This window comes from Planomonospora corallina (genome assembly GCF_042650625.1).
GTDB lineage: Bacteria > Actinomycetota > Actinomycetes > Streptosporangiales > Streptosporangiaceae > Planomonospora_B > Planomonospora_B corallina.
The window spans coordinates 243,642-267,625 of sequence record NZ_JBHSBM010000025.1 but is presented as its reverse complement, the minus strand read 5'-3'; the positions used below and the strand labels follow the sequence as shown (position 1 = coordinate 267,625).

Genomic DNA, 23,984 nt, shown 5'->3' with positions numbered 1-23,984 from the left:
GGCCGGTGAGCCTGGTGACGGAGCGGGCAGCGGACCGGATGACGGACTGAGCGGTGGACTGAGCGGCCGGGGGCCGGCGGTCCGGTCGGCGCAGGAGCGTTCACGCAGGAGCGTTCGCACGGGAGCGCAGGATCGAGGGGAGGCACGGTGACGGGGTTCGACGCGTCCGCCTACGGGCGCAGGAGCGCCGACGTCTACGACGCCGTCACCGGCGACGTGGTCGGCGGATCCTCCACGGAGCTCGCCGTGGACCGGCTGCACGAGCTCGCAGAGGGCGGCCGCGTCCTGGAGTTCGGCATCGGCACCGGCCGGCTCGCCCTGCCCCTGGCGGCCCGTGGGCTGGCCGTCGCGGGCATCGACGCCTCCGCGGAGATGCTCGGCGTCCTGCGCGCCAAACCCGGTGGCGACCGCATCCCGATGACCGTGGGTGACTTCTCCACCACGCGGATGGACGGGGAGTTCAGCCTGGTCGTGCTCGCCTACAACACGGTGTTCGCGCTCCCCTCGCAGGACGCGCAGCTCGCCTGTTTCCGCAACGCCGCCGCCCACCTGCGGCCCGGCGGCCGCTTCGTGGTCGAGGCTTGGGTGCCGGACCTCGGGGCGTTCCGCGACCGCTCCGCGCTCCGGCTGCTCTCGCTCTCGGAGGACCGGGTCGTCATCGAGACCGCGCGGCTGCTGCCCGCCGAGCAGATGATGCACACCACCAAGATCGTCCTTACCTCCGGCGAGGTGCGGCTGCTGCCCGCCAACCACCGCTACGCCTGGCCCGCCGAGCTCGACCTCATGGCCCGCATGGCCGGCATGGAGCGCGAGCACCGCTGGTCCGACTGGACCGGTGCCGCGTTCACCGACGGCAGCACGGCCCACATCTCGGTCTACCACCTCTGACCCGCTCAGACCCGTCCCCCTCTCCTCGTTCCGTTCCGCTCTCCTTGGAGTCCGTGATGCAGTTGCCCCCGCCCCGAGGTCCCGTCACCGCCCGGCTCTTCGACGCGCTGGCACGCCCGCCGCACGCCTTCGAGCTCCCTCCCCCGGATCCGGCGCGCCCGGCGCTGGACGACGACGACCTCCAGCTCGCGCTCTTCGCCTGCTACGAGCTCCACTACCGGGGCTTCGACGGGGTGGACGAACGCTGGGAGTGGGACCCGTCGCTGCTGCGGGCCCGCGGGACGCTGGAGGCGTGTCTCGAACGGGGACTCGCCGAGGCGGTGCCGCGGCCGCCCGCCGTACCGGCGGCGGGGCTGCGCCGCGCCCTGACCGAGCTGGTGGCCGCCGCGGACGGCGACGGACCGTCGCTCTCGGCGTTCCTGCAGCACCGGGCCGACCTGGAGCAGTTCAGGGAGTTCGTCGTGCACCGCTCGGTCTACCACCTCAAGGAGGCCGACCCGCACACCTGGGCCATCCCCCGGCTGCACGGCCGCGCCAAGGCCGCGCTGGTGGAGATCCAGTCGGACGAGTACGGCTGCGGCCGGCCGGAGCGCATGCACGCCGAGCTGTTCCGGGCCACCATGCGCGGGCTGGGCCTGGATGACTCCTACGGCGCCTACCTCGGCCGGGTTCCGGCCGTCACACTGGTGACCAGCAACGTCATGTCGCTGTTCGGCCTGCACCGGCGGCACCGGGGGGCGCTGCTGGGCCATCTCGCGGCGTTCGAGATGACCTCCTCGCTGCCCAACCTGAGATACAGCCGGGGCCTGCGCCGCCTGGGCGGCGACGGCACCGCCCGCCGCTTCTACGACGAGCACGTGCAGGCCGACGCCGTGCACGAGCAGATCGCCCTCAACGACATGTGCGGCTCCTTCGCGGCCGAGCACCCCGCGCTGACCGGCGACGTCCTGTACGGCGCCGCCTGCGCGCTGGCCCTCGACCGCCGCTTCGCCGAGCACGTCCTGCGGTGCTGGCAGGACGGCTCCACCTCGCTGTGCGAGACCGGCCTGGCGGTGGGCCTGCCGTGACCGCCTCCCGCGCTCCCGGCCCCGAGCCCGGCCGCGCTCCAGATCCAGGTTCTGGTCTCGGCCGCGCTCCGGATCCCGGCTTCCGTCTCGGCCCCGATCCCGATCCCGGCTCCCGCCTCGGTCCCGGCCCCGATCCCGCTCCCGGCTGCGGTCTCGACTACGTCCTCCCGCTGCGCTGGACGGAGGACTCGGGCCTGGACGAGCTGACCGGCTACCTGCGCGGGCTGCGCCGGCACGCGCGCGTCATCGTCGTCGACGGCTCGCCGCCGGAGCTGTTCGACCGGCACGCCCGCCGCTGGCACGGGCTCGTCACGCACCTGCGCCCCGACCCCGACCTGGACTTCGCCAACGGCAAGGTCTCCGGGGTCGTCACCGGGATGCGCCGGGCCACCGCCGGGCACGTGGTCATCGCCGACGACGACGTGCGCTACGACGCGGCGGCGCTGGAGCGGGTCCGCGCCCTGCTGGAGGAGGCCGACCTGGTCCGCCCGCAGAACCACTTCGACCCGCTGCCCTGGCACGCCCGCTGGGACACCGCGCGCACGCTGCTCAACCGCGGCCTGTCCGCGGACTACCCGGGGACGTTCGGGGTGCGCCGCTCCTCCTTCGAGTGGATGGGCGGCTACGACGGGGACGTGCTCTTCGAGAACCTGGAGCTCATCCGCACGGTCCGCGCCTGGGGCGGGCGCGAGCTGCGCCCGCCCGACCTGTACGTCCGCCGCCTGCCGCCGGACGCGGGGCGCTTCTGGTCGCAGCGGGTGCGGCAGGCCTACGACGACCTGGCGCAGCCCGGCCGGATGGCGTTCTTCCTCGCGGTCCTGCCCGCACTGGCCGCCGCGCTGCTGCGCCGCCGGCACCGGGCGGTCCTGGCCGGGGCGGGGCTCGCGGCGGGCCTGGCCGAGGTCGGGCGGCGCCGCGCCGGCGGGCGGCGGGTCTTCCCCGCCGACGCCTCGCTGTTCGCTCCGGTGTGGGTCCTGGAACGGGCGGTCTGCAGCTGGCTGGCGCTGGCCGCCCGGCTCCGCGGCGGGGTCCCCTACGCCGGGCGGCGGCTGCGGGTGGCCGCGCACTCGGTCCGGTGGATCACCGAGCACCGCCTGTCCGGCGGGCGCTCCCGTCCGGACGGGCGTCCCCGGAAGGGGTGCGCGCGCAACGGGCGTCCCCAGGACGAGCGGCCCGAGGACGGGCGTTCCCTGGGCGGCGGGCGCTCCCCGGACGGGGAGCGCCGGGCGGAGAGCCGTCAGTCCGGCGGGTCGGGCTCGCCCCCGGCGCGGAAGCCGGCCGCCTTGTGCGAACCGTCGCAGAACGGCTTGACCCCCGACAGCCCACAGCGGCACAACGCCACCGTCGCCCGGCCCGGGTCCACCGGCCTGCCGTCCTGAGTCAGCAGTGTGAACGGCCCCCGCAGTAGCAGCGGACCGTTCTCACACGTGGTCACGGTGACCGTATAGTCCGTTTCATCACCCATGCCGGGCACCGTGCCCGGCAGGGGCGTCCTTACTCCTCGGTGCCCTCCAGCCCGGCCGTCCGGCCCCTCCGGCCCGGCCCCTCAGCCCCGGGGCGCTCCCGGCGGCCTCACTTCCCCTCGTCCGGCATCCCGGACCGGGCGGAGGCCTTGCGGTCGTCCGCCACCTGCGCGGGCGGGCCGCCGGGGTCGGTGGCCGTCGGAGCGCCCGGGCCGGCGGCGTCCTCCCGGTCCTCCGGCACCCGGCCCGTCCGCTCGTACCGCTCGGTCGGGTCGGAGGTGTCCCTCCGCTCCGGCACGGTCGTGAAGTCCGGCGTGTTGTTCCCCGGGTCCGTCTCGGTCATGTCGGTCGTCCTCTCTCTCGGTTTCCCTCCCCGGCCTCCACTGCGGCCTCCGCTGTGGCCTCCACCGTGCCCCGCCCACCGGCGCCTTCCGGCTCCCGCCGTACCGGGAGGGGAAGGGACTCGCCGCGGGCGACGTAGCGCACGCGGTCGGCCAGGCCCGCGCGCTCGATGTGGCGCTTGAAGTCGTCGAGCGGGGAGGTGAAGGCCTCGTAGTCGTCGTAGTGCACGGGCATGACCGCGCGCGGATCGATCAGGCCCGCCCAGTCGGCGCCCTGCCTGCCGTCCATGGTCACCATCAGCAGGCCGAGGATCCTCGTCCCGCCCAGGTGCACGATGGCCAGGTCGATGTCGGGGTAGCGCCTCGGGATCTCCGCCAGCTCCGGGACCATCAGCGTGTCGCCGCTGATGTGCACCCGCAGGTCCACCTCGCCCGGCCGGTCGCGGTGGCCGAACTCCAGCATGCTGCCCATGACCGGCGGGAGCAGCGCCTGCGCCGGGCCCGGCGCGTGGCGGCCCGGCAGCGAGGTGATCCGCAGCGTGTGCTCCCCGTTGCGCAGCTCGTGGTGGTCCCAGGTGTCCAGGCCCACGGCCCGGCCGAACCCCTGGGGCCCGAGGCGGCGGGCGGCGTGGCGGGTGGTGACGATCGGCACCTCCCGGTCCAGGCCGCGCCGGGCCACCCGGTCCCAGTGGTCGCCGTGCATGTGGGACAGGACCACGGCGTCCAGCACCGGGAGCTCGCCGACGTCGATCGCCGGGTCGGTGCGCCGCCGGGAGGAGAGGCCGTACCCGAGGTAGGCCCGCTGCCCCCGGTGGAGGAAGTTCGGATCCGTCAGCAGCGTGAAGCCGCCGTAGCGGATCAGGGTGGTGGCGTTGCCCACGAAGAACACGCTCGCGTCCGCCGGCCCGCTCATCTCGGCCCCCTCCGATCGCCCGCCGGGCCCCTCTACCTACCCGGACGGGCCCGCCCCTCACCTCGCCGGGCGGGGCGCCGGCGAACGGCGGCCCGCCCGGCGGAACCGGAAGGAGCCCGGTGCGGGACGGCGGAGGACACGACCGTACGGCGATGCTCAGGAGACCGGTGCGGGACGGCGGAGAGGACGGCCGTACGGCGAGGCCCGGAGAACCGGGGCGACCGCCGTAGCGGCCGGGGCCGCCGTCCCGGTCAGTGGCCGGGGGACGAGCCGTTGGCCACCAGGACGGGCTCCGGCACCTCGATGGCGGGAAAGGTCCCGGTGTCGACGCCCCCCTGCTCGCTCTGCGCGGCCTCGATCAGGGCGTGGGCGCGGGACTCCAGCTTCCACAGCGCGCGGCACTCCCGGGCCGTGGACAGCGGCATGCCGGTCTCGTGCGCGATGTCGGCCGCCCGCGGCACGAACCTCCGCTCGATCTGCTTGTCCCAGTACTCCCGTGCCGCCCTCATCAGGGCCGCGCGCTGCGCCGGGTCGGCCGGCATCGGGGTGGCGTCCACCACCTCCGCGCCTTCTCCGGCGTCGTCGTCGTCATCGTCGACCGGCGCGGAGGACCGGGCCGCGACGGGCAGCGCCGGGGAGACCGGCCGCGCCCCCCTGCCGGGAGCCGCTCCGGGCCCGGCTTCCGGCTCGGGGGCCCACGGAACCGGCGGGGACAGGTCGATCAGCGCCGAGGTGTTGTAGAGGGCGCCGATCTGGGAGAGCAGCGCCTCCTGCCGGGCCTGGTCGACCGCCAGGCCGGTGTGCTCCACCGCCCGGTCCATCTCCCGGTCCAGTCTGGCGAGCGCGGCGCGCATCTTCCGGTCGGAGGCCCCGGCCTCGCGCAGCGCCCGGGCCTTCTTCGCGGCGAGCGCGACCCTGGTGAGCCTGCGGTGGGCGTCCACCTCGCTGGCCGTGCGGTCGCTGACCTCCGCCAGCCCGATGCGGACCAGCATGCGCTCGGGGGTGAGCCGCCAGTGGATGCGGGCCCTGCCGGTGATGCGGTGCCGTTCGATCGCCATGCCCCGCTCCCACAGCCACGCCGCCACCAGGGGCGCAGAGAGCCGGAAGACGGCCTCGGCGGGGCTGCGGGCGTCCATGCTGGACAGCACCGCGGTCAGGCAGGTGAGCGCCCACACGGCGACGCCGTCGATGCCCGCGGAGAAGTTCTCCCGCATGTTCCGGCGGGCCCGCACCGCGCTGGTGATGACGGCGACCTCGATGAACGCGAAGAGCAGCAGCCGGAGCGGGCCGTCGAAGCCGAGCACGTCGCTGGAGAAGCGCCACATGCCCTGGGCGGACACGCCGGTGGCGATGCTCGCGGCGACGATGGTCAGCACGTCCTCCACCGGGCGGGGGGCGACGTAGCGCTGGAAGAGGCGGACCGCGGCCCGGGAGACGGCGCGGGCGACGAAGTAGCCCACGACCAGGGCGACCAGGGCGGCGACGCAGACGATGGCCGTGCCGAGCGGCCGTTCGGAGACGAAAGCGGTTATTTGATCAATGAGGGGCATCGGTCACGATCCGTGAGTATCGCTTTCCTACGGGTATCGAGCCGATGATTCCAGAACGCGTGCGGGTTTTTTTGCCAAACGCATGCTTACCCTTGGGGTCACTGTGACGGCCGGGGCCGCTTCCTCCCCGGCCGTCACGCTCGTCCACCCCACCGGCCGCCAGAACCGCCCCGCCTCCTGACCGGAACCGCCCCGCCGGCCGCCCAGAGCCGCCCCGCCGTCGGGCCCCTCCAGCAGGAAACGGGCCAGCACCAGCATCAGGCCGGGTCCCGCGGGTCCCTCGGCGGCGGCCAGGCGGTGCAGGTCCCCGATCGCGAACCTGCCCGGTCCCCGGGCGAGGAGGGCCGCGGCCGGCTCCCGGTACCCGGCGAACACGGCGAGCAGCGACTCGCACGACTCCTCATGCGTCCGGGCGTCGAGCAGGTCGCCCAGGAGCTCGCGGCACTCCGGCCCCGGGAAGACGAACCCGGCGACGACGGAGGAGCCGCCCTCCCGGCGCAGCACCGTCTCCGGGTCGGCGGGCCGGTCGGTGAGCCACCGGGCGGCCGTGCGCCCCGCCCGGCCGGTCAGGCGCGCCGCCCGCGCGGCGGTCTCCCCGGTGACGGTGCGGCGGAGCCGGAGCAGCGCCTGCCGCAGATCAAGCGGGAGCGCCTCCACCCCGCCGCGCTCGTAGCCCTCCAGGCGCTCCACCAGCGCTTCCGGGTCGAGCAGGCCGTTCGTCCGGGTCGGCGTGGCCAGCAGGTACGGCGGCAGCTCCCCCTCCACCAGCGCCCGGTGGACCTCGGCGTACCGGGCCAGCGGCATGATCTTCCCGATGGGGCCGCGCCCCGCCTCCGGCACCCGTTCGGCGACGGTCGGCAGACCGTCCGGATGGGCTCTCCGTTCCGCTCCGGGCTCGGTCAGCTCCCTGACCATCGCCGCGGCCCAGCAGGCGATGTCCCACCACGGCCCGCGCCGGTATCCTCTGTCGTCACGGTGCACGGCCGGCGGAGCGGGCCGGGCCGCCGGCCGGTCCCGCCGCCAGCCGTACGAAGCCGTCCAGCCAGAGCTCGGCGTCCGTCCCGCCGGAGCCCGTCAGGCCCGGCCGGAGCAGCCGCTCCGGGTCCCGCACCGGCGGGAACATCGGCGCCGGCTCGGGCACGGACGGGAGCTGCGCGGGAACGAAGCGCGCGGGTTCCGGCTCGGCCGCCACCTCGCCGCCGAAGACCGCCGCCAGCTCGGCGCCCTGGTAGGCCGGGAGCGCCGCGACGGCGTCCCTGATCACCTCGGCGCCCGCCGGGGTGAACCGCCCGGAATGCTCGAGCGCCAGCCGCACCGCGCGCTCCCGCGCCTCACCCGACGCGCACGACAGCGCGGCGGCCAGCGCGGGCGCGTAGTCGTCCAGGTCGTCCAGATCGCCCAGGCTGCCCAGCCCGTCCAGGCCGCCCGGCTCCCCGGAGGCGTCCTTCAGGAGCCGGTCGAGCCAGGCCAGCCCGGCCCGGACCAGCCTCCCCTCGGTACGGAAGAGCAGCCCCCGCACGGCCTCGGCCGCCCGGCCGGGCGGGACCGGGCCCAGGCGGCGGACCTGCTTCAGTGCCAGGTCGGCGACGTTCGCCGCGGCGGCCGGCAGCAGCGCCAGATAGTCGTCCCGGTGCGGCGCGGTCTCCTCGGGCGCCGGGTCGAGCCGCTCGTGCAGGCGGACGAAGGGCCTCTGGGCGGCGGCCTGACCGCCGCGCAGGAAACGGGAGCGGCACCCGGCCAGCAGCGACTCCCGCCTGATCCGGCCGTCGGCGGCCAGCGCGGCCAGGGCGGCGGGCCAGTCGTCACCGCCGCCGTCACCGTCACCGTCACCATCACCGTTGCCGTTGCCGTTGCCGTTGCCGTTGCCGAGGATCCTGCCTGCGCCTTCGGCCTCGAACAGCCGCGGGACCATCGCATCCAGCAGCGGGTCGGCGGCCAGGTCCCCCGGACGGGTGGCCGCGATCCAGGCGAGCGTGAGCGGATCGTGCACGGGCGGCTCGGCCCCGGTGGCGCGCAGCAGCTCCAGAGCCAGCCGTACCCGCTGGTCGGGCTCGGGCCGCGTCCCGCGCAACCGCAGCGCCAGCCGGACCGCGAGGTCCTGCCGCCAGGCCACGGGCCGGGCCGCCACGACCTGGAGGATCAGCGGCACGTCGTCGGCGGCGCCGGTCCCGCCGGGGTCCCGGCCCCGGGCGAGATCGCGCCGGTCGAGCCAGGAGGCGACGGCCGCGGCACCCGGGAGGACGCCCGCCCCCGCCACCCGCAGGGGCTCGATCCAGCGCCTCGTCGCTTCCCTGATGTAGAGCGTCTCCGCCCCGGGCAGCTCGAATATCTCCCGGCGCGTGCGCGCCGCCTCGGCCCGCAGCTCATCCCAGCGGGCGTGGAACGCGCGGCTGCGCTCGGCGTCCCTGCGCTCACCCGCCTCCCGCGCCACCGGCAGATGACCGGGGAGCTCGCGGGCGACCTCGCGGCGGCGCGCGTCGTCGAATCCGGCCACCAGTACCGCGACGGCGGCGGCGTCCTCGGCCTCTATCGCCGCGCGGACCTCGTCCCAGGCGTTCGTCATGATCGAAGACGATAGGGGCGCCCGCCGACAGTCGCGCGGGCCCGCCCTCCGTGGAGGACGGGCCCGCGCGGGAACGACCGGCCGCGCCGGCGCTCACCGGAGCAGCTCACCGGAACAGCAGTGCTCAACGGACAACCGCGTTCACCGGAACAGCGGTGCTCACGGAACAGCGGACGCCCGCTGGAGCGGGCGGCTTCTGGAGCGGGCGGCCTCCGGCGGGACGGATCGGACCGCGCCGGTGGAGCCCCGTGCCGGTGCGGCCGTCTCCCGCCCGCATCCCCGCTAGAACGGCCACCCGGCGTTCCGCCCGGCCTCCAGCAGCGGGATCAGCCGGAACGTCGCATCGGAGAAGCCGCCGAACTCGTGCCGGTTGCCCGAGCCGGTCGGCATCGCCGCGTGCCGGTACCCCTGCAGGTTGAAGCCGTACATCGGGACGTGCGCGGGCGCCGCCTCGCCCACACCGCCGCCGTAGTGGCCGCTCATCGTCTGCATGTCCGACAGGATGACCACCCGGTCGTGGCCGGAGTAGGTCCTGCGGACCGCCTCCGCGATCCGCGTGCCGTGGCCGACCTCGCCGGTCCGCGCGCAGAACCGCTCCACCTCCCGCAGCACGGACGCGCCCTTCCAGACGCCGGAGCGGACCCGGTGGCGGAAGACGCCGTCGGCGAAGCCGTACAGGTCCACCCGCTCGCCCCTGGCCGCGAGCGCGACGCCGAACAGCGCCGCCGCCTGGGCGGGCGTGACGGTGGAGCGCGCCGAGACCGCTCCGCCCGTCATCGACGCCGAGGTGTCGACGAGCACGAGGGTCCGGCCGCCGAACGACGGCACGTTCGCCGTGGCCGACGCGAGCGCCTTCTCCAGCGCGTGCCCCCAGCGCAGCGACGGCGCGTTGCGGTGGGCGGAGTAGAACCGGAACGGCAGCTGCCGCGACCGGGCGACCTCGGCGGGGTCGGCCAGCTTCGCCGCGACCCGCCCGGCGACCTCGTCGGAGACCCCCGCCTCGTCGAAGTTCCGCAGGTTCCTCAGCAGAGCCATGTAGCCCATCGACGAGATGACGGCCTCCCACGCGGCGGCGTCCATCGGGCCCTGCAGCCAGCCGGCGAGCGCCTCCCAGGTCATTCCCGCCGCCGCCAGGCGGGCGGGGTCGGCCAGGACGGCGCGGCGCCCGTCGACCGGCAGTGCCGCCAGCTCCGCGCGGGCGCGCAGCACCGCCAGCGACGGGTGGATCGGCTTGTCGCGGCCGTGCCTGCGGTCCAGGGCGTGCGCGAACAGCTCGCCCTGCCAGGGCCGGTCCGCCGCCGGCGCCGGGTGCACGAGGTCGACGACGTCGCCGAAGCGGAAGCCCCGGGAGTCGGTGTCGTACTTCAGCAGGCTCCGCTCGCCGTACAGGCGGCGCACCGCGTCGGCGATGCCGCGCTTGACCGGCTTGGGGACGGCGCGGCCGTACCGGGAGGTCCAGTACGCCAGGGCCTCGCCGGGCTCGTCGGCGCGCTGCAGGACGGAGTCCACCAGCTGCCGGTTGAGCCCGTGCAGGCCGGCGGCGAGCCGTGCCCGTACGGCCTCCAGCGCGGCCACGATCGGGGCGGTGCGCAGGTTCGCGGTCCCGCGCAGCCAGGGAAGGAAGCGGGCCAGCCACTCGCCGTCGGCGACGGCGACCCGGTGGACGAGGGCGCGGAAGCGCTCGTCCCGGTCGCCCGCCTTCTCGTAGAAGGTGTCCTCTCCGACCATGTTCGAGACCGCGAGCAGGAAGAGCTCGCCCTTGGCGTCCCGCGCGTGGCCGGGGGCGCCCTCGTGGGTGCGGCCGGACGGGACCCGGCCGGTCGTCACCGGGCTGGTGGGGGCGGGACGGGCGGTCGCGGTGTTGAACTTGGACATCGGAGCGGACTCCTCTCCTGTCTCCTGGGTCCTGGAGGCCCTGCGGACCTCGGGGGTCATCGGGGGAACGGGGAGGAGCACGTGTCCGCGCGAGGCGCGCCCGAGGTCGAGGCGGCGAAGGCACAAGGTGCTCTGCCATCTGAGCTACGGGACCGCGTGCGGTCCCGGCCGGACTCGAACCGGCGGCCACCCCATTGAGATTGGAAGTAGCCCTCGCCTGCGCACCGGGCGCGCCACGGAGACGTGTCCCTCCCGAGATCGGGGTGACGGCGGTCCGCCCGCCTGAGCCGGGCTGCGTCCCATGGGGCCGCGCAGGGATCGAACCTGAAGTAGCCGCCGTCGTCGCACCGGGAGGTGCGTATGGAATTGTGGGGCCCTTCCCGAGATCGGGGGCGGCGACGGCGCACAAAACGTGCTGCCTTTACACCACACGCCGCAGGTTTTCCGCAGTCGGCGTGCCGGGAGTCGAACCCGGACCTTTCGATCCCTAATCGAAGTAGCCGTCGCCTTCGCACCGGGAAAGGCCGTATGGAATTGTTCCTCCCCGAGGTCGAGGTCGGCCGCGGGCACTGATGTGCTGCCGTTACACCACCCTGGCCTGGGCCAGGACCGGGAGTCGAACCCGGGCCTTCGCTTGGAGAGAGCGACGAAGTATCCGCGTCCTGCGCACCGGGGAGGAGGATTTTCAATTGTCATCGGACCGGACCGACGGCTTCCCCGGAATGGCTCTGCCGGGTTCGCCGACCGGATCCGGTGGCGTCTGAGGCGTTTCCAACGGTAGCGATGTCCGCACCGGAGCACATCCGATTATTTTCGGGCATGGGCGGGCCTCCGCTCCCGCGCGCCGGGAGCGGAGGCCCGGTGCGGAGACCGGTCGTCAGAGGCCGGCGCGGAGACCGGTCCTCGGGACGGTGGTCAGCGCAGCATGTCCACGCCGGCTCTCCCGCCGGCCCCGAGGTGCTCGGCGAACAGGTCCTCCCAGAGCGGCATCACCGCGTCCGGCGCGTACTCCCGCACGGCCTGGCGCGCGGCGGCTCCCATGCGCCGGCGCAGGTCCCCGTCGCGGATGAGGCGGCCGATCCCCCGGGCGAGCGCGTCGACGTCGCCCGGGGGGACGAGCACCCCGTCGACCTCGTCGGTCAGGACCTCGGCGGGGCCGGTCGGGCAGTCGAAGGCCACCACCGGCAGCCCGTGCGCCATGGCCTCGATCATCACCATGGGCAGCCCCTCGAAGCGGGAGCTGAGCACGTACAGCGACGCCTCCGCCAGCCGGTCCGGCAGGTGGTCGGTGCGGCCCATCAGCGCGACGTGCTCTCCGACGCCCAGCTTGTCGATGAGCGCGCCCAGCTCGGCCTTCTTCACGCCGCTGCCGTAGATGCGCAGCCGCCAGTCCGGATGCTCGCGCGCGACGTGGGCGAAGGCCCGGATGAGCAGGTCGAAGCCCTTCTGCGCGGTCAGCCGCCCGGCGGCGACCACGATCCGGCTCTCGTGCGTGGACGGGCGGCGGCCCGTGAGGTCGGGCACCGCGTTGGGGATGCGCACCACCGGCGTGCCGGGCAGCAGCCGCTGGTAGTCGCGGCGGTCGGTGCCGGTCAGCACGGCGACCGCGTCCAGCCTGCCGTAGTGGCGGGTGATCTCCGCCCGGACGGCCCCGGGATGGGTGGCGAGGTTCATGTGCTCCTGGGCGATCCGCACGGCGTTCTTCGACCCGCGGCGGGCGGAGATGAGGTTGAGCGCCGGGCGGGTGGTCACCAGGACGCCGCCGGAGACCGCCGCGACGTAGTCGATGACGCTCTTCTCCACGCGCTCGGTGAAGTAGTGCGCGGCGAACTCCCCGCGCGGGACGATCCGGCCGCGCAGCCGCCGCCAGACGCGGCGGGCGGTCGAGTCCGCGCGGGTCCCGCCGTCACGCTGGTCGACCAGGTCGACGATCGTGACCCGGGGATCGACCGCGAACTGCGGGGTGTCGCGGCGCCGGACGACGCTGGCGAGCTCGACCTCGTGGCCGGCGGCGGCCATCGCGTTCGCCTGGTTGATCACGGTGCGGATCGTGCCGCCCATGCCGTAGGCGTGCAGGAGCACGTAGTGGATCCTCATGGGTCCCCCCCTTCTCCTGCCTGGAGGTATCCCCATTTCCGACATATCGGTATCAATGCCTCAGGAATGGCGGCGGGATCGGGGAGCTCGCGCCCCCGCTGCACCGTGCCCGACTGGATCTTGTCCTTCCAGTCGCCGAGGCCCTTCTGCACCACCTCCGGAGCGCCGTAGGAGAGCATCCCCCGCTCCCAGGGCACGGACAGGAAGTCGCAGATCCGGCGGGTCTCCCCCTCGGGGTCCGCGGTCAGGTCCTCGTAGCGGACGGTCAGGCCGGTCAGCGCCCCGCGGGCGCGCTCGACCGCCCTCATGTAGCGCAGCGCGTCGAGCGCGGCCTCCTCCGGGGTGCGTTTGTCCGGAGCGGCCTCATGCCAGGAGGTGGCGATGGAGGCCGGATGGCGGAGCAGGAAGACGAAGCGGGCGTCGGGCCAGCAGGCGGCGATCCGCCGGAAGGCGAAGGCGTTGGCCGGGGTCTTGTCGACGATGACGGACTTGCCGCTGCGCACCAGCTCCCGGTGGAGCACCCGGTCCCAGAGCAGGTGCTCCAGGTCGGCCCGGTTGTGCCCGAGCGCGGACATCGCCTTCTCCGACAGTCCCGTGCCGAACCCCACGGTCAGCCGGCGCACGTGCAGCTCGTGGGGGGCGTGCAGCATGGAGTGGGCGTTCAGCACCGCCCGCAGCAGCGTGGAGCCCGACCTGACGGGCGAGAGGATGAAGACCGGCGCGCGGAGCAGCCGGTCCGCCTCGGGATCGGCGGGCGGGCGGACGAGCTCCTCCGCCGCGACGGCCGGAGCCGCGGCTCCCCCGGCGGCGGCTCCGGTGGCGGTCCCGCCCGCGGTCCCGGCCGGGACCGCTCTGACCCGTTGGAGCCTGACTCCGGTGAATCTGACCAGGGCGTCGTTGACCGTACGCTGCCAGTTCATTCCTCGGAGGCTACCCAGCGTTCCTGGCAATTCACTGAAAACGACCGGTGAGCATGCTCAGCGGGCATGACGGACACCACAACCGCACCCGGCGGACAGCCTCCGCCCCGTCCCGGGACACCGGCCGAGCAGTGGACCACGACATGACGGACCGCGGGCAGGTCACGCCGCACCGGACGAACCGGGCGGAGATCCAGCGGCCCCGCCCTCCCCCTCTTCCCCGGCCGGGACCGCAGCGGAGGAGCACCGCCGGAACCCCATGCCGGTCCCATCCGTCGTTCAGGAGACGGCATGATCACCGTACGGGAGAAGGGCGAGGACGCTGACCGACATCATCGGGGGACCCACCGCGGACGGGGGCGGACTCCACGTGGCCGACGGCCACCTCGTCGTCGGTCTCCCACCCGGCCGCCGGGTACGGCTGCCGCTCACCGGGCCGGGGCGGGCCACGACGCTGCTGCTCTACGGACACCCCGGCCCGTACGGCACGGTCTACGGACTCGCGGTCCTGGACGACGAGGGCCAGGTCATGCTCGACTCGCCGGGCGCGCGCCCTCGCCACCCGGTCGAGACGACTGCGGCGCAGGCCGGTCTGGCGTTCGTGTTCCGCCTGTACGGCACGGCGGAGGAGGCACGCCGGGCCCTGGCCCGCAGTGTTCCGGGGCGGGATACCGACGTCACGCGTCCCGGACTCTCGGTGCCCGGCCACCCGGAAACACCCGGAGGTTTCGCCCGCCCGGAAGCGCCCGGAACCCCCGGGGCGCGCCGTCCCGGACCACCCGGGACGGCCTGGCAGGGCCCTCCACCGGGCCCGTGGAGCGGCCCTCCCCCGGTCTGCGCGGGACTGCGGCCGGTCGCCGGGGCGACCAAGGGCGCGCCCTTCCCGGCCACCGTGCTCTCCTGGGACGGGGACACGCTGGTCGCGCTCGACCCGCCCGCCGGCCGTACGGTACGGATCACCCCCGCGGCCCTGTACCACTACCGGTATCCGGTGACGGTGACGGACTCCAGGTGGCAGGAGAAGAAACGCGTCTTCACCGGGATCGCGCTGCTCGACGCCGCCGGTCTGGTCCTGCTCGACCTGCCCGGTGAGTGGCGGGTCCCGGACGTGGCCGCCTTCGCGGCCTACCGGGGGCTGCCGATCGTGGACGCCCTGGCCCTCCCTCCGGAGCGGGTCCGCGCGACCCTGGCCGGACGCGCCCCCGGCTGGACGCGCCTGACCGGGCGGCCCGCCCCGCGTTTCTCCCGGGGGAAGAAGGTCGCGATCGCCGGTGCGGGGACCGCGGGCCTGCTGGTGATGGCCTACCTCTCCTCGGTGGGCGGGTGGGCCGCCTGGCGGGGGCTGTCCACGCTGGGGTGGGTGCTGCTGGACGCGGTGGACGCCAAGTGGCTGGCGGTCTTCTTCAGTCCCCTGATCCTCGTCCTGGCCCCGGTCCGCCGGGCGCTGCACCTCAGGCGGGCCAGGCGCGCGAGCGTCCTGGGACCGCCGGGCGGCCCGTTCCTCACGGTCCGGGACGGGAGGCTGCACATCCGGCAGGTTCCCCAGGCCGTCCCCTCGGACCTGATGACGGGGCCCTGGCCGGGCACCGCCGCGGTCCTGCTGGTCTACCGGCACGAGAACCTGCGGGGACTCTTCGTGCTCAGCGGGACCGGCGTGCCGCTGCACCACCTGCCCGGCCCTTGGCATCCGGAGGCCGTGCACCGCTTCGCCGTACGGCACGGCCTGGCCTGTGAAGTCCGGGCGCTGAGCCGCGGGGAGTATCCCGCTCTCGCCCTTCGTGCCGTGGACGCGTCGCCCTGACGGGACGGCGGCCGTCCGCCCGGGACGCGTGGAGCCCCGTCGGGCGCCCTGGCCGGGTTCAGGGCGACGTGCGAAGCCCTGTCAGGAACCTGGCCGGGCAGGGCCGGGTCACCGGAAGGTCACACCAGTCTTACCCAGTAGATCACATCAGGGGTGATTATCCCCGTGAGCACCAGGGGTACGAACCCTTCCGCAAAGGGGGCCGGAGATCCCGTCTCCTCCGGAGGCGACCGGGACGTCCCCCGCCGCGTCCGGACCGCCGGGACCGCTAGGGGGGCTGGTTGCAGCGTCAGGAGTGGTCGTCGCGTGCCGTGTCCGGCCCGTCCCGCCGGGTCCGGCCCTTCGTCCGTGAGTGAGAGGTCCTCTGTGCGACGTGTTCTCCGCCTGTCCCTGCCCGCCCTCGCCGCCCTCGCCACCATCCCCGTGACCGCTCCCCCCGCCGCCGCCGCTCCCCTCTCGGGCCTGCCACGGGGCGTCAGGAAGGCGATCGTCTCGAGGATCGTGGACGGTGACACGATCGAGGTCCGGTTCGGCAAGAGCGGCCGGCCGGTCCGCGTGCGCATGCTGGGGCCCGACACCCCCGAACACGGCCGGTGCTGGTTCGACGCCGCGACGGAGCGCACCCGCGAGCTCCTGCCGGTCGGCAGGAGCGTCTACCTCCTGCGGGACCGGGACCGCATCGACCACTACGGGCGGCAGCTGTTCTACGTCTACAACAGCCGGGGCGTCTCCGTGGCCCGCGCCCTCATCCGCTACGGGTACGCCAGGGCGCTGCTCTACCGGAAGAACGACCGGTACATCAGGGTGATGCGCCTGGAGGAGGCCCGGGCTCGGAAGAAACGGCTGCGGATCTGGTCGGGCCGGTGCGACCGCGTCAAGGACGCCGGGCACGACTCCGGGAAGACCGGCGACTCCGGGCACTCCGGGAACTCCGGGCACTCCGGGAACACGGTGGAGCCGCAGCCCTTCGAGGTGAGCACGGCGGGCCTCATGCCCGGCTGGTATCCCGACCCCCGCTTCCCCACCTGCCGGGCGGCGATCACCGCGGGCTTCGGGCCGTACCGGCGGGGGATCCACCCCGAGTACGGCTGGTACTACGACGCCGACCGCGACGGGATCGTCTGCGAGCGCTGACCCCGGGCACCGCCGGGCCGGTCTGCGGGCGCCCTCGGAGGCAGGCCGTCCTCCCGCGGCCGCGCCCCCGGGTCCGGAGAATCAGCGGCCCAAGGGCTCAGGGACCCAAGGGCTCAGCGGTCCAGGAGCCCAGAGACCCAGGGGCTCAAGGGCTCAAAGGGCCCAGGAACCCAGGGGCCCAGGAGCCCATGGGCTCAGAACCCGAGCGTGTCCTGGACGCCCTCGCGCTCCTCGGACTCCTCGAAGCCGAGGACGTCCAGGACCTGCCGGCCGTACTTCGCCAGCTTGTTCTCGCCGACGCCGCTCACCCCGCCCAGCTCGGCCAGGGACGACGGGAGCTCGGTCGCGATCTGACGCAGGGTCGCGTCGTGGAAGATCATGTATGCGGGTATGCCCTGCTCCCTCGCGGCCGAGCCCCGCCAGGCGCGCAGCCGCTCGAAGAGGGCGGCGGCCTCCTCCGGCAGGTCGGCGGCGGCGGTCCTGCGGGATCCCCCGGTCCGCGCGGCGGACTCGGCGCGGGCGGCCCGTTCCGGGTCGCGCCGGAACGCCACCTGGCGCCGCCTCGCCAGCACCTCGCCGCTCGCCTCGGTAAGCGCCAGCGTCTTGTGCTCGCCCTCGACGGCCAGGAGCCCCTGCGCCAGCAGCTGGCGCACCACGGCGCGCCACTCGGACTCGTTCAGCTCCGCGCCGATGCCGAACACCGTCAGGGAGGCGTGGCCGTGCTGGGAGATCTTCTCGGTCTGCCTGCCGAGCAGGATGTCGATGACGTGCCCGGCGCCGAAGCCCTGCCCGCGCTCGCGCCGGAGCCGGAACACCGCCGACAGGACCTTCTGGGCGGCGACCGTGCCGTCCCAGGTCTGCGGCGGCGTCAGGCAGGTGTCGCAGTTGCCGCAGGGATCGCACTCCTGGCCGAAGTAGTCGAGCAGGCGCCCCCGGCGGCACTCGACCGTCTCGCACAGGGCCAGCATGGCGTCGAGGTGGGCGCTCGCCCGGCGGCGGTGGACCTCTCCGCCCTCGGAGGTCTCGATCAGCCGGCGCTGCTGCACGACGTCCTGGAGGCCGTAGACCATCCAGGCGGTGGACGGCAGTCCGTCGCGCCCGGCCCGGCCGGTCTCCTGGTAGTAGCCCTCGACGGACTTGGGCAGGTCGAGGTGGGCGACGAACCGCACGTCGGGCTTGTCGATGCCCATGCCGAAGGCGATGGTGGCGACCATGACGAGGCCGTCCTCGCGCAGGAAGCGCGCCTGGTGCGCGGCGCGGGTGCGCGCGTCGAGCCCCGCGTGGTACGGCAGCGCCTCGATGCCGTTCTCGGCCAGGAACGCGGCGGTCTTCTCGACGGAGGACCGGGACAGGCAGTAGACGATGCCGGCGTCGCCGGGGTGCTCGGTGCGCAGCAGGTTCAGCAGCTGCCGCCGCGGCTCCTTCTTCTGCGCGATGCGGTAGCGGATGTTGGGGCGGTCGAAGCTCGACACGAACTGCCGGGCCTGCTCGAGGCCCAGCCGGGAGACGATCTCGGCGCGGGTGGCCTCGGTGGCGGTCGCGGTCAGCGCGACGCGCGGCACGCCGGGCCAGCGCCGGTGCAGGACGGACAGGGCCAGGTAGTCGGGGCGGAAGTCGTGTCCCCACGCCGAGACGCAGTGCGCCTCGTCGATGGCGAACAGGGAGATCGTGCCCCGGGCGAGGAGCTCCAGCGTCGCGGGCGTGCGCAGCCGCTCCGGCGCCACGTAGAGCAGGTCGAGCTCCCCGGCGAGGAAGGCGTCCTCGACCCGGTGCCGCTCGTCCTGCTCCTGCGTGGAGTTGAGGAAGCCCGCCCGCACGCCGAGGTCCCTCAGCGCGTCGACCTGGTCCTGCATGAGCGCGATGAGCGGGGAGACGACGATGCCGGTGCCCTCCCGCACGAGCGCCGGGATCTGGTAGCACAGCGACTTGCCGCCGCCGGTGGGCATGAGCACGAGCGCGTCGCCGCCGGCCACGACATGGTCGATGATCTCGCGCTGGCGCCCTCGGAACGAGCCGTAGCCGAAGACGCGGCGGAGCACACGCGCCGCGTCGTCCGCCGCGGGCGTGCTCTCGGACGGCTGAGCGGTGTTCCCGGACGGCGGGCCGCTCTCGGGCGCGGAGGCGGCGCTCTCGGAGGAAATCACCGCGTCATTCTAGGAGGGCCGCCGAACCGCCGGGCGGACGGCGGAAGGGCTGTGGACGGCGGCGGTGATCCGGCCGGAGGCCGTGGACGACGTGGCGGGAGCGCTACCGCGCGGCCCGGAGCCAGACGGCCGTGTCGGGCGGGAGCAGCCCGTCGCCGCCGAGCGGGCCGCCGGCCAGCAGCACGGCCTCGTGCGGCGGGAGCCGTACCGGAGCGGGGCCCAGATTGACCACGCAGACGAGACCGGACTCGCGGGCGAAGGCCAGCACGCCGGGGTCCGACTCCAGCCAGCGCAGGGTGCCGTCACCGAGTTCGGCGCGGCGGATGCGCAGCGCGTCCCGGTAGAGGCCGAGCATGGAACCGGAGTCGGCCTCCTGGGCCTCTACCGTCAGGTCCTTCCAGGAGGCGGGCTGCGGCAGCCAGGGGTCGCCCGCGCCGAAGCCGAACGGGGGCTCCTGCCCCGACCAGGGCAGCGGCACCCGGCAGCCGTCCCGGCCGGGCACGGTCCGCCCCGAACGGGTCCAGATGGGGTCCTGGCGCAGCTCGCCGGGGATGTCGTCGACCTCGGGCAGGCCGAGCTCCTCGCCCTGGTAGACGTAGACGCTCCCGGGCAGCGCCATGGCGAGCAGCGCCGCGGCCCTGGCCCGGCGCGTGCCGAGCGCGAGGTCGCAGGGGGCGCCGTCCCGGCGGTCGCCGTGGTCGAAGGAGGTGACCGCCCGGCCGTACCGCGTCACCGGCCGGGGCACGTCGTGGTTGGACAGCACCCAGGTCGGCGGGGCGCCGATCCGCTCGTGGGTGTCCAGCGTCAGCTCGATCGAGGCCCGCAGCTCGCGCGGGTCCCAGGCGCGGGTCAGGAAGTCGAAGTTGAACGCGGTGTGCATCTCGTCGGGGCGCAGGTAGCGGGCGAACCGCTCCTGGTCGGGCAGCCACACCTCGCCGATCAGGATCCGGTCCCCGTAGCCGTCGACGATCCGCCGCCAGCCCCGGTAGATCTCGTGCACGCCGTCGAGGTCGCCGTCGGCGCCGGAGGGACTGCCGAAGTCCTTGACGAGCAGCGCGGCGGAGTCGACCCGGACGCCGGCCACCCCCCGGTCGAGCCAGAAGCGCAGGATGTCGTGGAACTCCTCCACGACCTCGGGGTTGTCCCAGTCGAAGTCGGGCTGGCCGGGGTCGAACAGGTGCAGGTACCACTGCCCGTCCGGCACCCGGGTCCAGGCGGGGCCGCCGAAGATGGACCGCCAGTCGTTGGGCGGCAGGTCGCCGCGGCCGTCCCGGAACCAGAACCGCGCCCGCTCCGGCGAGCCGGGCCCGGCCGCCAGCGCCCGCCGGAACCACTCCTGCTCGACGGAGCCGTGGTTGGGGACGACGTCGACGATCGTCCGGATACCGAGGGAACGGGCCTCCTCGATGAACGCCTCCGCCTCGGCGAGCGTGCCGAACACGGGGTCGATGCCGCGGTAGTCGGCCACGTCGTATCCGCCGTCGGCCATCGGCGAGGGATACCAGGGGTTGAGCCAGACCGCGTCGGCGCCGAGGTCCGCCAGGTACGGCAGGCGGTCCCGCAGTCCTGCCAGATCGCCGATCCCGTCGCCGTTCCCGTCGGCGAAGCTGCGCAGGTAGACCTGGTAGATGGCGGCCCCGCGCCACCACTGCCGGGGCCGGGCGGCCTGCCGTACGGCCTGCGAAGGCGTCGCGGGGGCCCGATCCGCTTCCGGGGCGGCGCTGCGGGACATGGCCGGGCGGCTCCTCGCGCTCGGGGGACGACCGGGACGGCCTCGCCGGCCGGTCGCGGAGGACACCCGGAACATATAGAACCTCCCGGAACGCGGCAACGGGCGGCGTCCTGGGCGGGGAGCGCGGCAATGGGCGGCCCGGCGGACGGGCGGGTCCCCGCGGGACCGGTCCGGGGGTAGCCTGCGCTCATGCCCGGCGGGATCGAGGCGGGCGGCTCGCGCCCGGCGGCCACGGGGCACGGCGGGATCGGGGCGGGCACGGCGGATCGGGTGGGCGCGGCGGATGCTGAGACTGGACCGGCTGGTGAACGTCCTCGGCGGCTACGGGGCACGGCTGTGCTCGGCTCCGGCCTCCAGGGACGTGGAGCTGCGCAGCGTGATGGTGCACGACCCGACCGATCCCCGCCCCGCCACCGGTGACGTGTTCCTGGCGGTGGGCGTGGGCTCGGTGGCCGAGGCCGTGCGCCTGGCGCGGTCGGCCCGGGCCGTCGCGGTGCTGGCGCGCGGGAGCCTGCCGCCGGGCGGGGGCCTGCCGGCGGACGCCCGCGACGGCGGCGTCGCCGTCCTGCTGGTGGAGCCGGAGGTGTCCTGGAGCCAGCTCTTCGGCGTGGTGTACGGACTGGTGCTGGAGGGCCGCGAGAGCGAGTCCGGGCGGGGCCCCGCCGACCTGTTCGCCTTCGCCGACATGCTCGCGGCCGAGGTCGGCTGCCCGGTGACGGTCGAGGACCGGATGTCGCGCGTCCTGGCCTACTCCGGCTCGCAGCAGACCGCCGACCCGGTGCGACTGGAGACGATCCTCGGCAGGCGGGTGCCGGAGGACACGCACCGGCTGCTCGAGCTGCGGGGCGTCTTCGCGCATCTGGCGGCCTCCGACGAGCCGCTCTTCGTCGAGCCCGTCCCCGCGCACGGGCTGCGGGGCCGGATGGTGGTCGCCGTGCGCGCCGGGCGCGAGCTGCTGGGGTCGATCTGGGCCGAGTGCGAGAGTCCGCTGCCCGGCGAGCGCCGGGCCCTGCTGGCCGACGGGGCGCGGGCTCTCGCTCTGCACCTGCTCCGCTCCCGGGTCGGCGCGGACCTGGAGCGGCGGGTGGAGTCCGACCTCGTCCTGCAGCTGCTGGAGGGCACGGCCGACGCGCCCGCCGTGATCAGCAGGCTCGGCCTGCCGCAGGACCGGCAGTTCCGGGTGATCGCGCTCCAGGCGCACATCGGCGAGGAACGGCACGCCGCGGTCCTGATGGCCTTCGAGCGCGTGACCACGGGCTTCGGCTGGGCGCGGCCCGGGCGCAGCACGTTGTTCGGCAACACCCTCTACACCGTGCTGCCCTGCGGGGCCGACCCCGCGCCCGCCCGTGACTGGCTCGCCGCGACCACGCAGGCCCTGCCCCGCCAGGTCACCGTCCTCGCCGGCGTCGGCGGGGCGGCGGGCCCCGCCCAGCTGCCCGCCGGCCGGCAGGAGGCCGACGAGAGCCTCGCCCTGCTCGCGGCCCGGGAGGAGACCCGGGAAGGGACACGGGAAGGGACGCGAGGGGAGGCGCGGAGAGGGACCCGGGAGGAGGCGGCGGCGCCCGGAGCGGCGTGGGGGGCGGCGCGCTCCGGCGGCGCCCTGGCGGTCGTCTACGACGAGTCGTGGGACGAGATCCTGCTCCAGCGCCTGCGTGCCGCCGCCGCCTCGGGACGCGTCCCCGCCCGCGGGCCCGTCGCCGAGCTGACCCGGCACGACGCCGAGCACGGCACCCGGTACGTCGCGACGCTGCGCGCCTGGCTGGACGCCCAGGGGGACCTGGCCGCCGTCGCCGCGCGACTCGGCGTGCACCCCAACACCGTGCGCTACCGGCTCCGGAAGATGGCGGAGGTCACGGAGCTGCGGCTGGACCGCCCGGAGAAACGGCTGGCCATGATCATCGCCTTGGCGGCCGGCCAGGGCGGTCACCCCTGAACGACGGCCGCCCCTGAACCAGGCCGCCCGCGGCCCGCCGTGGCGCCACGGCGGGCCACGGGCGCTCGGATCCGCACGGGCGCTCGAGTCCCGCACGGGCGCTCGAGTCCCGCACCGGTACTCGGATCCCATGCCGGCGCTCGAGTCCCATCGCCTCACCCGCCCGCCTGCCACTTGTCGGAGGCGGACAGCACCCGCCTCCTCGATTGTCCGGATCGGACAGACCGTTCCCACCCGGATGCGGTGATCCTCCTCACAGGGAACCGGCAACGGAGCCGGTGACGGAGCAAGGAGAAGACCGATGGGCATCGACGGTGGGCCGCGGACGGCGGTGGTGGTCGGCGCCGGCGTGGTGGGGCTGTCGACCGCGTGGTTCCTGCAGGAGCACGGGGTGGAGGTCACCGTGGTGGACCGCGACGGGGTGGCCGCGGGCGCCTCGTGGGGGAACGCCGGCTGGCTCTCGCCGGGGCTGGCCATCCCGCTGAACGAGCCCGGCGTACTCCGGTACGGTCTGCGCTCCCTGCTGGACCCGCGTGCCCCGCTGCACGTCCCGGTCACCCCGGACCCGGCCCTCTGGTCGTTCCTGTCCAGGTTCGCCCTGAACTGCACCTGGACATCGTGGGGCCAGGCCGTACGGGCCAACCTGCCGTTCAACGAGGAGTGCCTGGAGGCGTTCGACGCGCTCGCCGCGGGCGGGGTCACCGCGCCCACCGTCGAGGCGCCGATCACGGCCGCGTTCGAGACCGAACGGCAGGCCGTGGCGCTCCTGCACGAGTTGCGCCGGATCGACCGGGCCGGGCTGCCGATCGAGTACACCGCCCTCGACGGCGACCGGCTCCGCCGCGAGGCGCCGCAGATCTCCCCGCGCGTGCGGGCCGGGATCCGGCTGGACGGACAGCGCTACGTCGACCCCGGCGCGTTCACCCAGGCCCTGGCCGACGCCGTCGTCGCGCGCGGCGCCGAGATCCGCTCCGGGTTCCGGGTGACGGGGGTGCACACCGCCTCCGGCGGGCTCACCGTCCGGTCGGACGCCGGCGACCAGGTCCGGGGTGACGCCGTCGTGGTGGCCACCGGCGCCTGGCTGAACGACCTCGCCCGCGACTGGGGCGTGCGCGTGCCGGTGCGCGCCGGGCGGGGTTACTCGTTCACCGTGCCGACCGAGCGTCCCGTGCCGGGACCGGTCTACCTGCCCGCCGTCCGGGTGGCCTGCACGCCGTACCAGGGCAAGCTGCGGGTGGCCGGGACGATGGAGTTCCGCGGTCCCGACGACCCGCTGTACCGCAAGCGCGTCGACGCGATCGTCGCCTCCGCCCGGCCGCTGCTGACCGGCGTCTCCTGGGAGGAGATGACCGACGTGTGGGTCGGCCCGCGCCCCGTCACCCCCGACGGCATGCCGCTCGTCGGGGCCACGCGCAGGCCCGGCGTGTTCGTCGCCGGCGGGCACGGCATGTGGGGGCTCACCCACGGCCCGGTCACCGGGCGCGCGCTCGCCGAGCGGATCGTCACCGGGAAGGACTCGGAGGTCCTGCGGGACTTCGACCCCCTCCGCTGAGGCACGGGCGG

The 23,984-nt window shown here is 74.9% G+C and carries 17 protein-coding genes and 1 pseudogene; 7 read left to right on the top strand and 11 right to left on the bottom strand.

From position 1 onward, the window contains the following. Window positions 1–147: 147 nt before the first annotated feature. Genes ACFOWE_RS23235 through ACFOWE_RS23225 form a run of 3 tightly spaced genes read left to right on the top strand, consistent with a single transcriptional unit; the run spans window position 148 to window position 3,334 of the window. Entirely contained in the window at window positions 148–888 is a 741-nt protein-coding gene (locus tag ACFOWE_RS23235) for a class I SAM-dependent DNA methyltransferase (protein WP_377291189.1), read from the top strand. Between the two features lie 56 nt (window positions 889–944). Next, a complete protein-coding gene (locus tag ACFOWE_RS23230) occupies window positions 945–1,955 on the top strand; it encodes an iron-containing redox enzyme family protein (protein ID WP_377291187.1) in 1,011 nt (336 codons plus the stop codon). Beyond that, window positions 1,952–3,334: a glycosyltransferase gene (locus tag ACFOWE_RS23225; RefSeq protein WP_377291185.1), complete on the top strand. Its 1,383-nt coding sequence runs from the start codon at window positions 1,952–1,954 to the stop codon at window positions 3,332–3,334. Before ACFOWE_RS23230 ends, ACFOWE_RS23225 begins: the two co-directional genes overlap by 4 nt. Here ACFOWE_RS23225 and ACFOWE_RS23220 read toward each other — a convergent pair. The 9 genes and pseudogenes from ACFOWE_RS23220 to ACFOWE_RS23180 form a co-directional block, all read right to left on the bottom strand. Continuing rightward, window positions 3,298–3,420, bottom strand: a pseudogene (locus ACFOWE_RS23220) (hypothetical protein); the annotation flags it as partial. The gene ACFOWE_RS23225 and the pseudogene ACFOWE_RS23220 sit on opposite strands and share 37 nt — an antisense overlap. A 107-nt stretch (window positions 3,421–3,527) precedes the next feature. Further along, on the bottom strand, window positions 3,528–3,761 hold the full coding sequence (locus ACFOWE_RS23215) for a hypothetical protein (RefSeq protein ID WP_377291183.1): 234 nt from the start codon (window positions 3,759–3,761) through the stop codon (window positions 3,528–3,530). Then, the gene (locus tag ACFOWE_RS23210) at window positions 3,758–4,672 is read right to left on the bottom strand and encodes an MBL fold metallo-hydrolase (RefSeq protein WP_377291181.1); all 915 of its coding nucleotides are present in this window, start codon (window positions 4,670–4,672) and stop codon (window positions 3,758–3,760) included. Before ACFOWE_RS23210 ends, ACFOWE_RS23215 begins: the two co-directional genes overlap by 4 nt. A gap of 251 nt (window positions 4,673–4,923) precedes the next feature. Next, complete coding sequence (locus ACFOWE_RS23205; RefSeq protein ID WP_377291179.1) at window positions 4,924–6,222, bottom strand: hypothetical protein; 1,299 nt, start codon at window positions 6,220–6,222, stop codon at window positions 4,924–4,926. Window positions 6,223–6,249: 27 nt separating this feature from the next. Then, the gene (locus ACFOWE_RS23200; RefSeq protein ID WP_377291178.1) at window positions 6,250–7,203 is read right to left on the bottom strand and encodes a DUF7824 domain-containing protein; all 954 of its coding nucleotides are present in this window, start codon (window positions 7,201–7,203) and stop codon (window positions 6,250–6,252) included. Then, window positions 7,193–8,785, bottom strand: a complete 1,593-nt coding sequence (locus tag ACFOWE_RS23195) for a hypothetical protein (RefSeq protein ID WP_377291176.1) — start codon at window positions 8,783–8,785, stop codon at window positions 7,193–7,195. Before ACFOWE_RS23195 ends, ACFOWE_RS23200 begins: the two co-directional genes overlap by 11 nt. Before the next feature lie 282 nt (window positions 8,786–9,067). After that, the gene (locus tag ACFOWE_RS23190; RefSeq protein WP_377291174.1) at window positions 9,068–10,660 is read right to left on the bottom strand and encodes a TROVE domain-containing protein; all 1,593 of its coding nucleotides are present in this window, start codon (window positions 10,658–10,660) and stop codon (window positions 9,068–9,070) included. 915 nt (window positions 10,661–11,575) lie between these two features. Further along, on the bottom strand, window positions 11,576–12,757 hold the full coding sequence (locus ACFOWE_RS23185) for a glycosyltransferase family 4 protein (RefSeq protein ID WP_377291172.1): 1,182 nt from the start codon (window positions 12,755–12,757) through the stop codon (window positions 11,576–11,578). Continuing rightward, window positions 12,754–13,677: a sulfotransferase family protein gene (locus ACFOWE_RS23180; protein WP_377291170.1), complete on the bottom strand. Its 924-nt coding sequence runs from the start codon at window positions 13,675–13,677 to the stop codon at window positions 12,754–12,756. Before ACFOWE_RS23180 ends, ACFOWE_RS23185 begins: the two co-directional genes overlap by 4 nt. Window positions 13,678–14,047: 370 nt before the next feature. Here ACFOWE_RS23180 and ACFOWE_RS23175 point away from each other — a divergent pair, with 370 nt between their 5' ends. After that, a complete protein-coding gene (locus tag ACFOWE_RS23175; protein WP_377291168.1) occupies window positions 14,048–15,478 on the top strand; it encodes a hypothetical protein in 1,431 nt (476 codons plus the stop codon). Between the two features lie 366 nt (window positions 15,479–15,844). Beyond that, a complete protein-coding gene (locus ACFOWE_RS23170) occupies window positions 15,845–16,612 on the top strand; it encodes a thermonuclease family protein (protein WP_377291166.1) in 768 nt (255 codons plus the stop codon). Between the two features lie 194 nt (window positions 16,613–16,806). Here ACFOWE_RS23170 and recQ read toward each other — a convergent pair whose 3' ends face one another. Both recQ and ACFOWE_RS23160 read right to left on the bottom strand, forming a co-directional pair. After that, window positions 16,807–18,756 (bottom strand): DNA helicase RecQ, encoded by a 1,950-nt coding sequence (gene recQ, locus ACFOWE_RS23165; RefSeq protein WP_377291164.1) that lies wholly within the window; start codon window positions 18,754–18,756, stop codon window positions 16,807–16,809. A 103-nt stretch (window positions 18,757–18,859) separates the two neighbouring features. Beyond that, a complete protein-coding gene (locus ACFOWE_RS23160) occupies window positions 18,860–20,488 on the bottom strand; it encodes a glycoside hydrolase family 13 protein (protein WP_377291162.1) in 1,629 nt (542 codons plus the stop codon). Between the two features lie 283 nt (window positions 20,489–20,771). Here ACFOWE_RS23160 and ACFOWE_RS23155 point away from each other — a divergent pair, with 283 nt between their 5' ends. Then, window positions 20,772–22,421, top strand: coding sequence for a PucR family transcriptional regulator (locus ACFOWE_RS23155; protein ID WP_377291160.1), 1,650 nt, complete (start codon window positions 20,772–20,774; stop codon window positions 22,419–22,421). A 301-nt stretch (window positions 22,422–22,722) separates the two neighbouring features. Next, window positions 22,723–23,973, top strand: a complete 1,251-nt coding sequence (locus tag ACFOWE_RS23150; RefSeq protein WP_377291158.1) for an NAD(P)/FAD-dependent oxidoreductase — start codon at window positions 22,723–22,725, stop codon at window positions 23,971–23,973. Window positions 23,974–23,984: the final 11 nt, after the last annotated feature.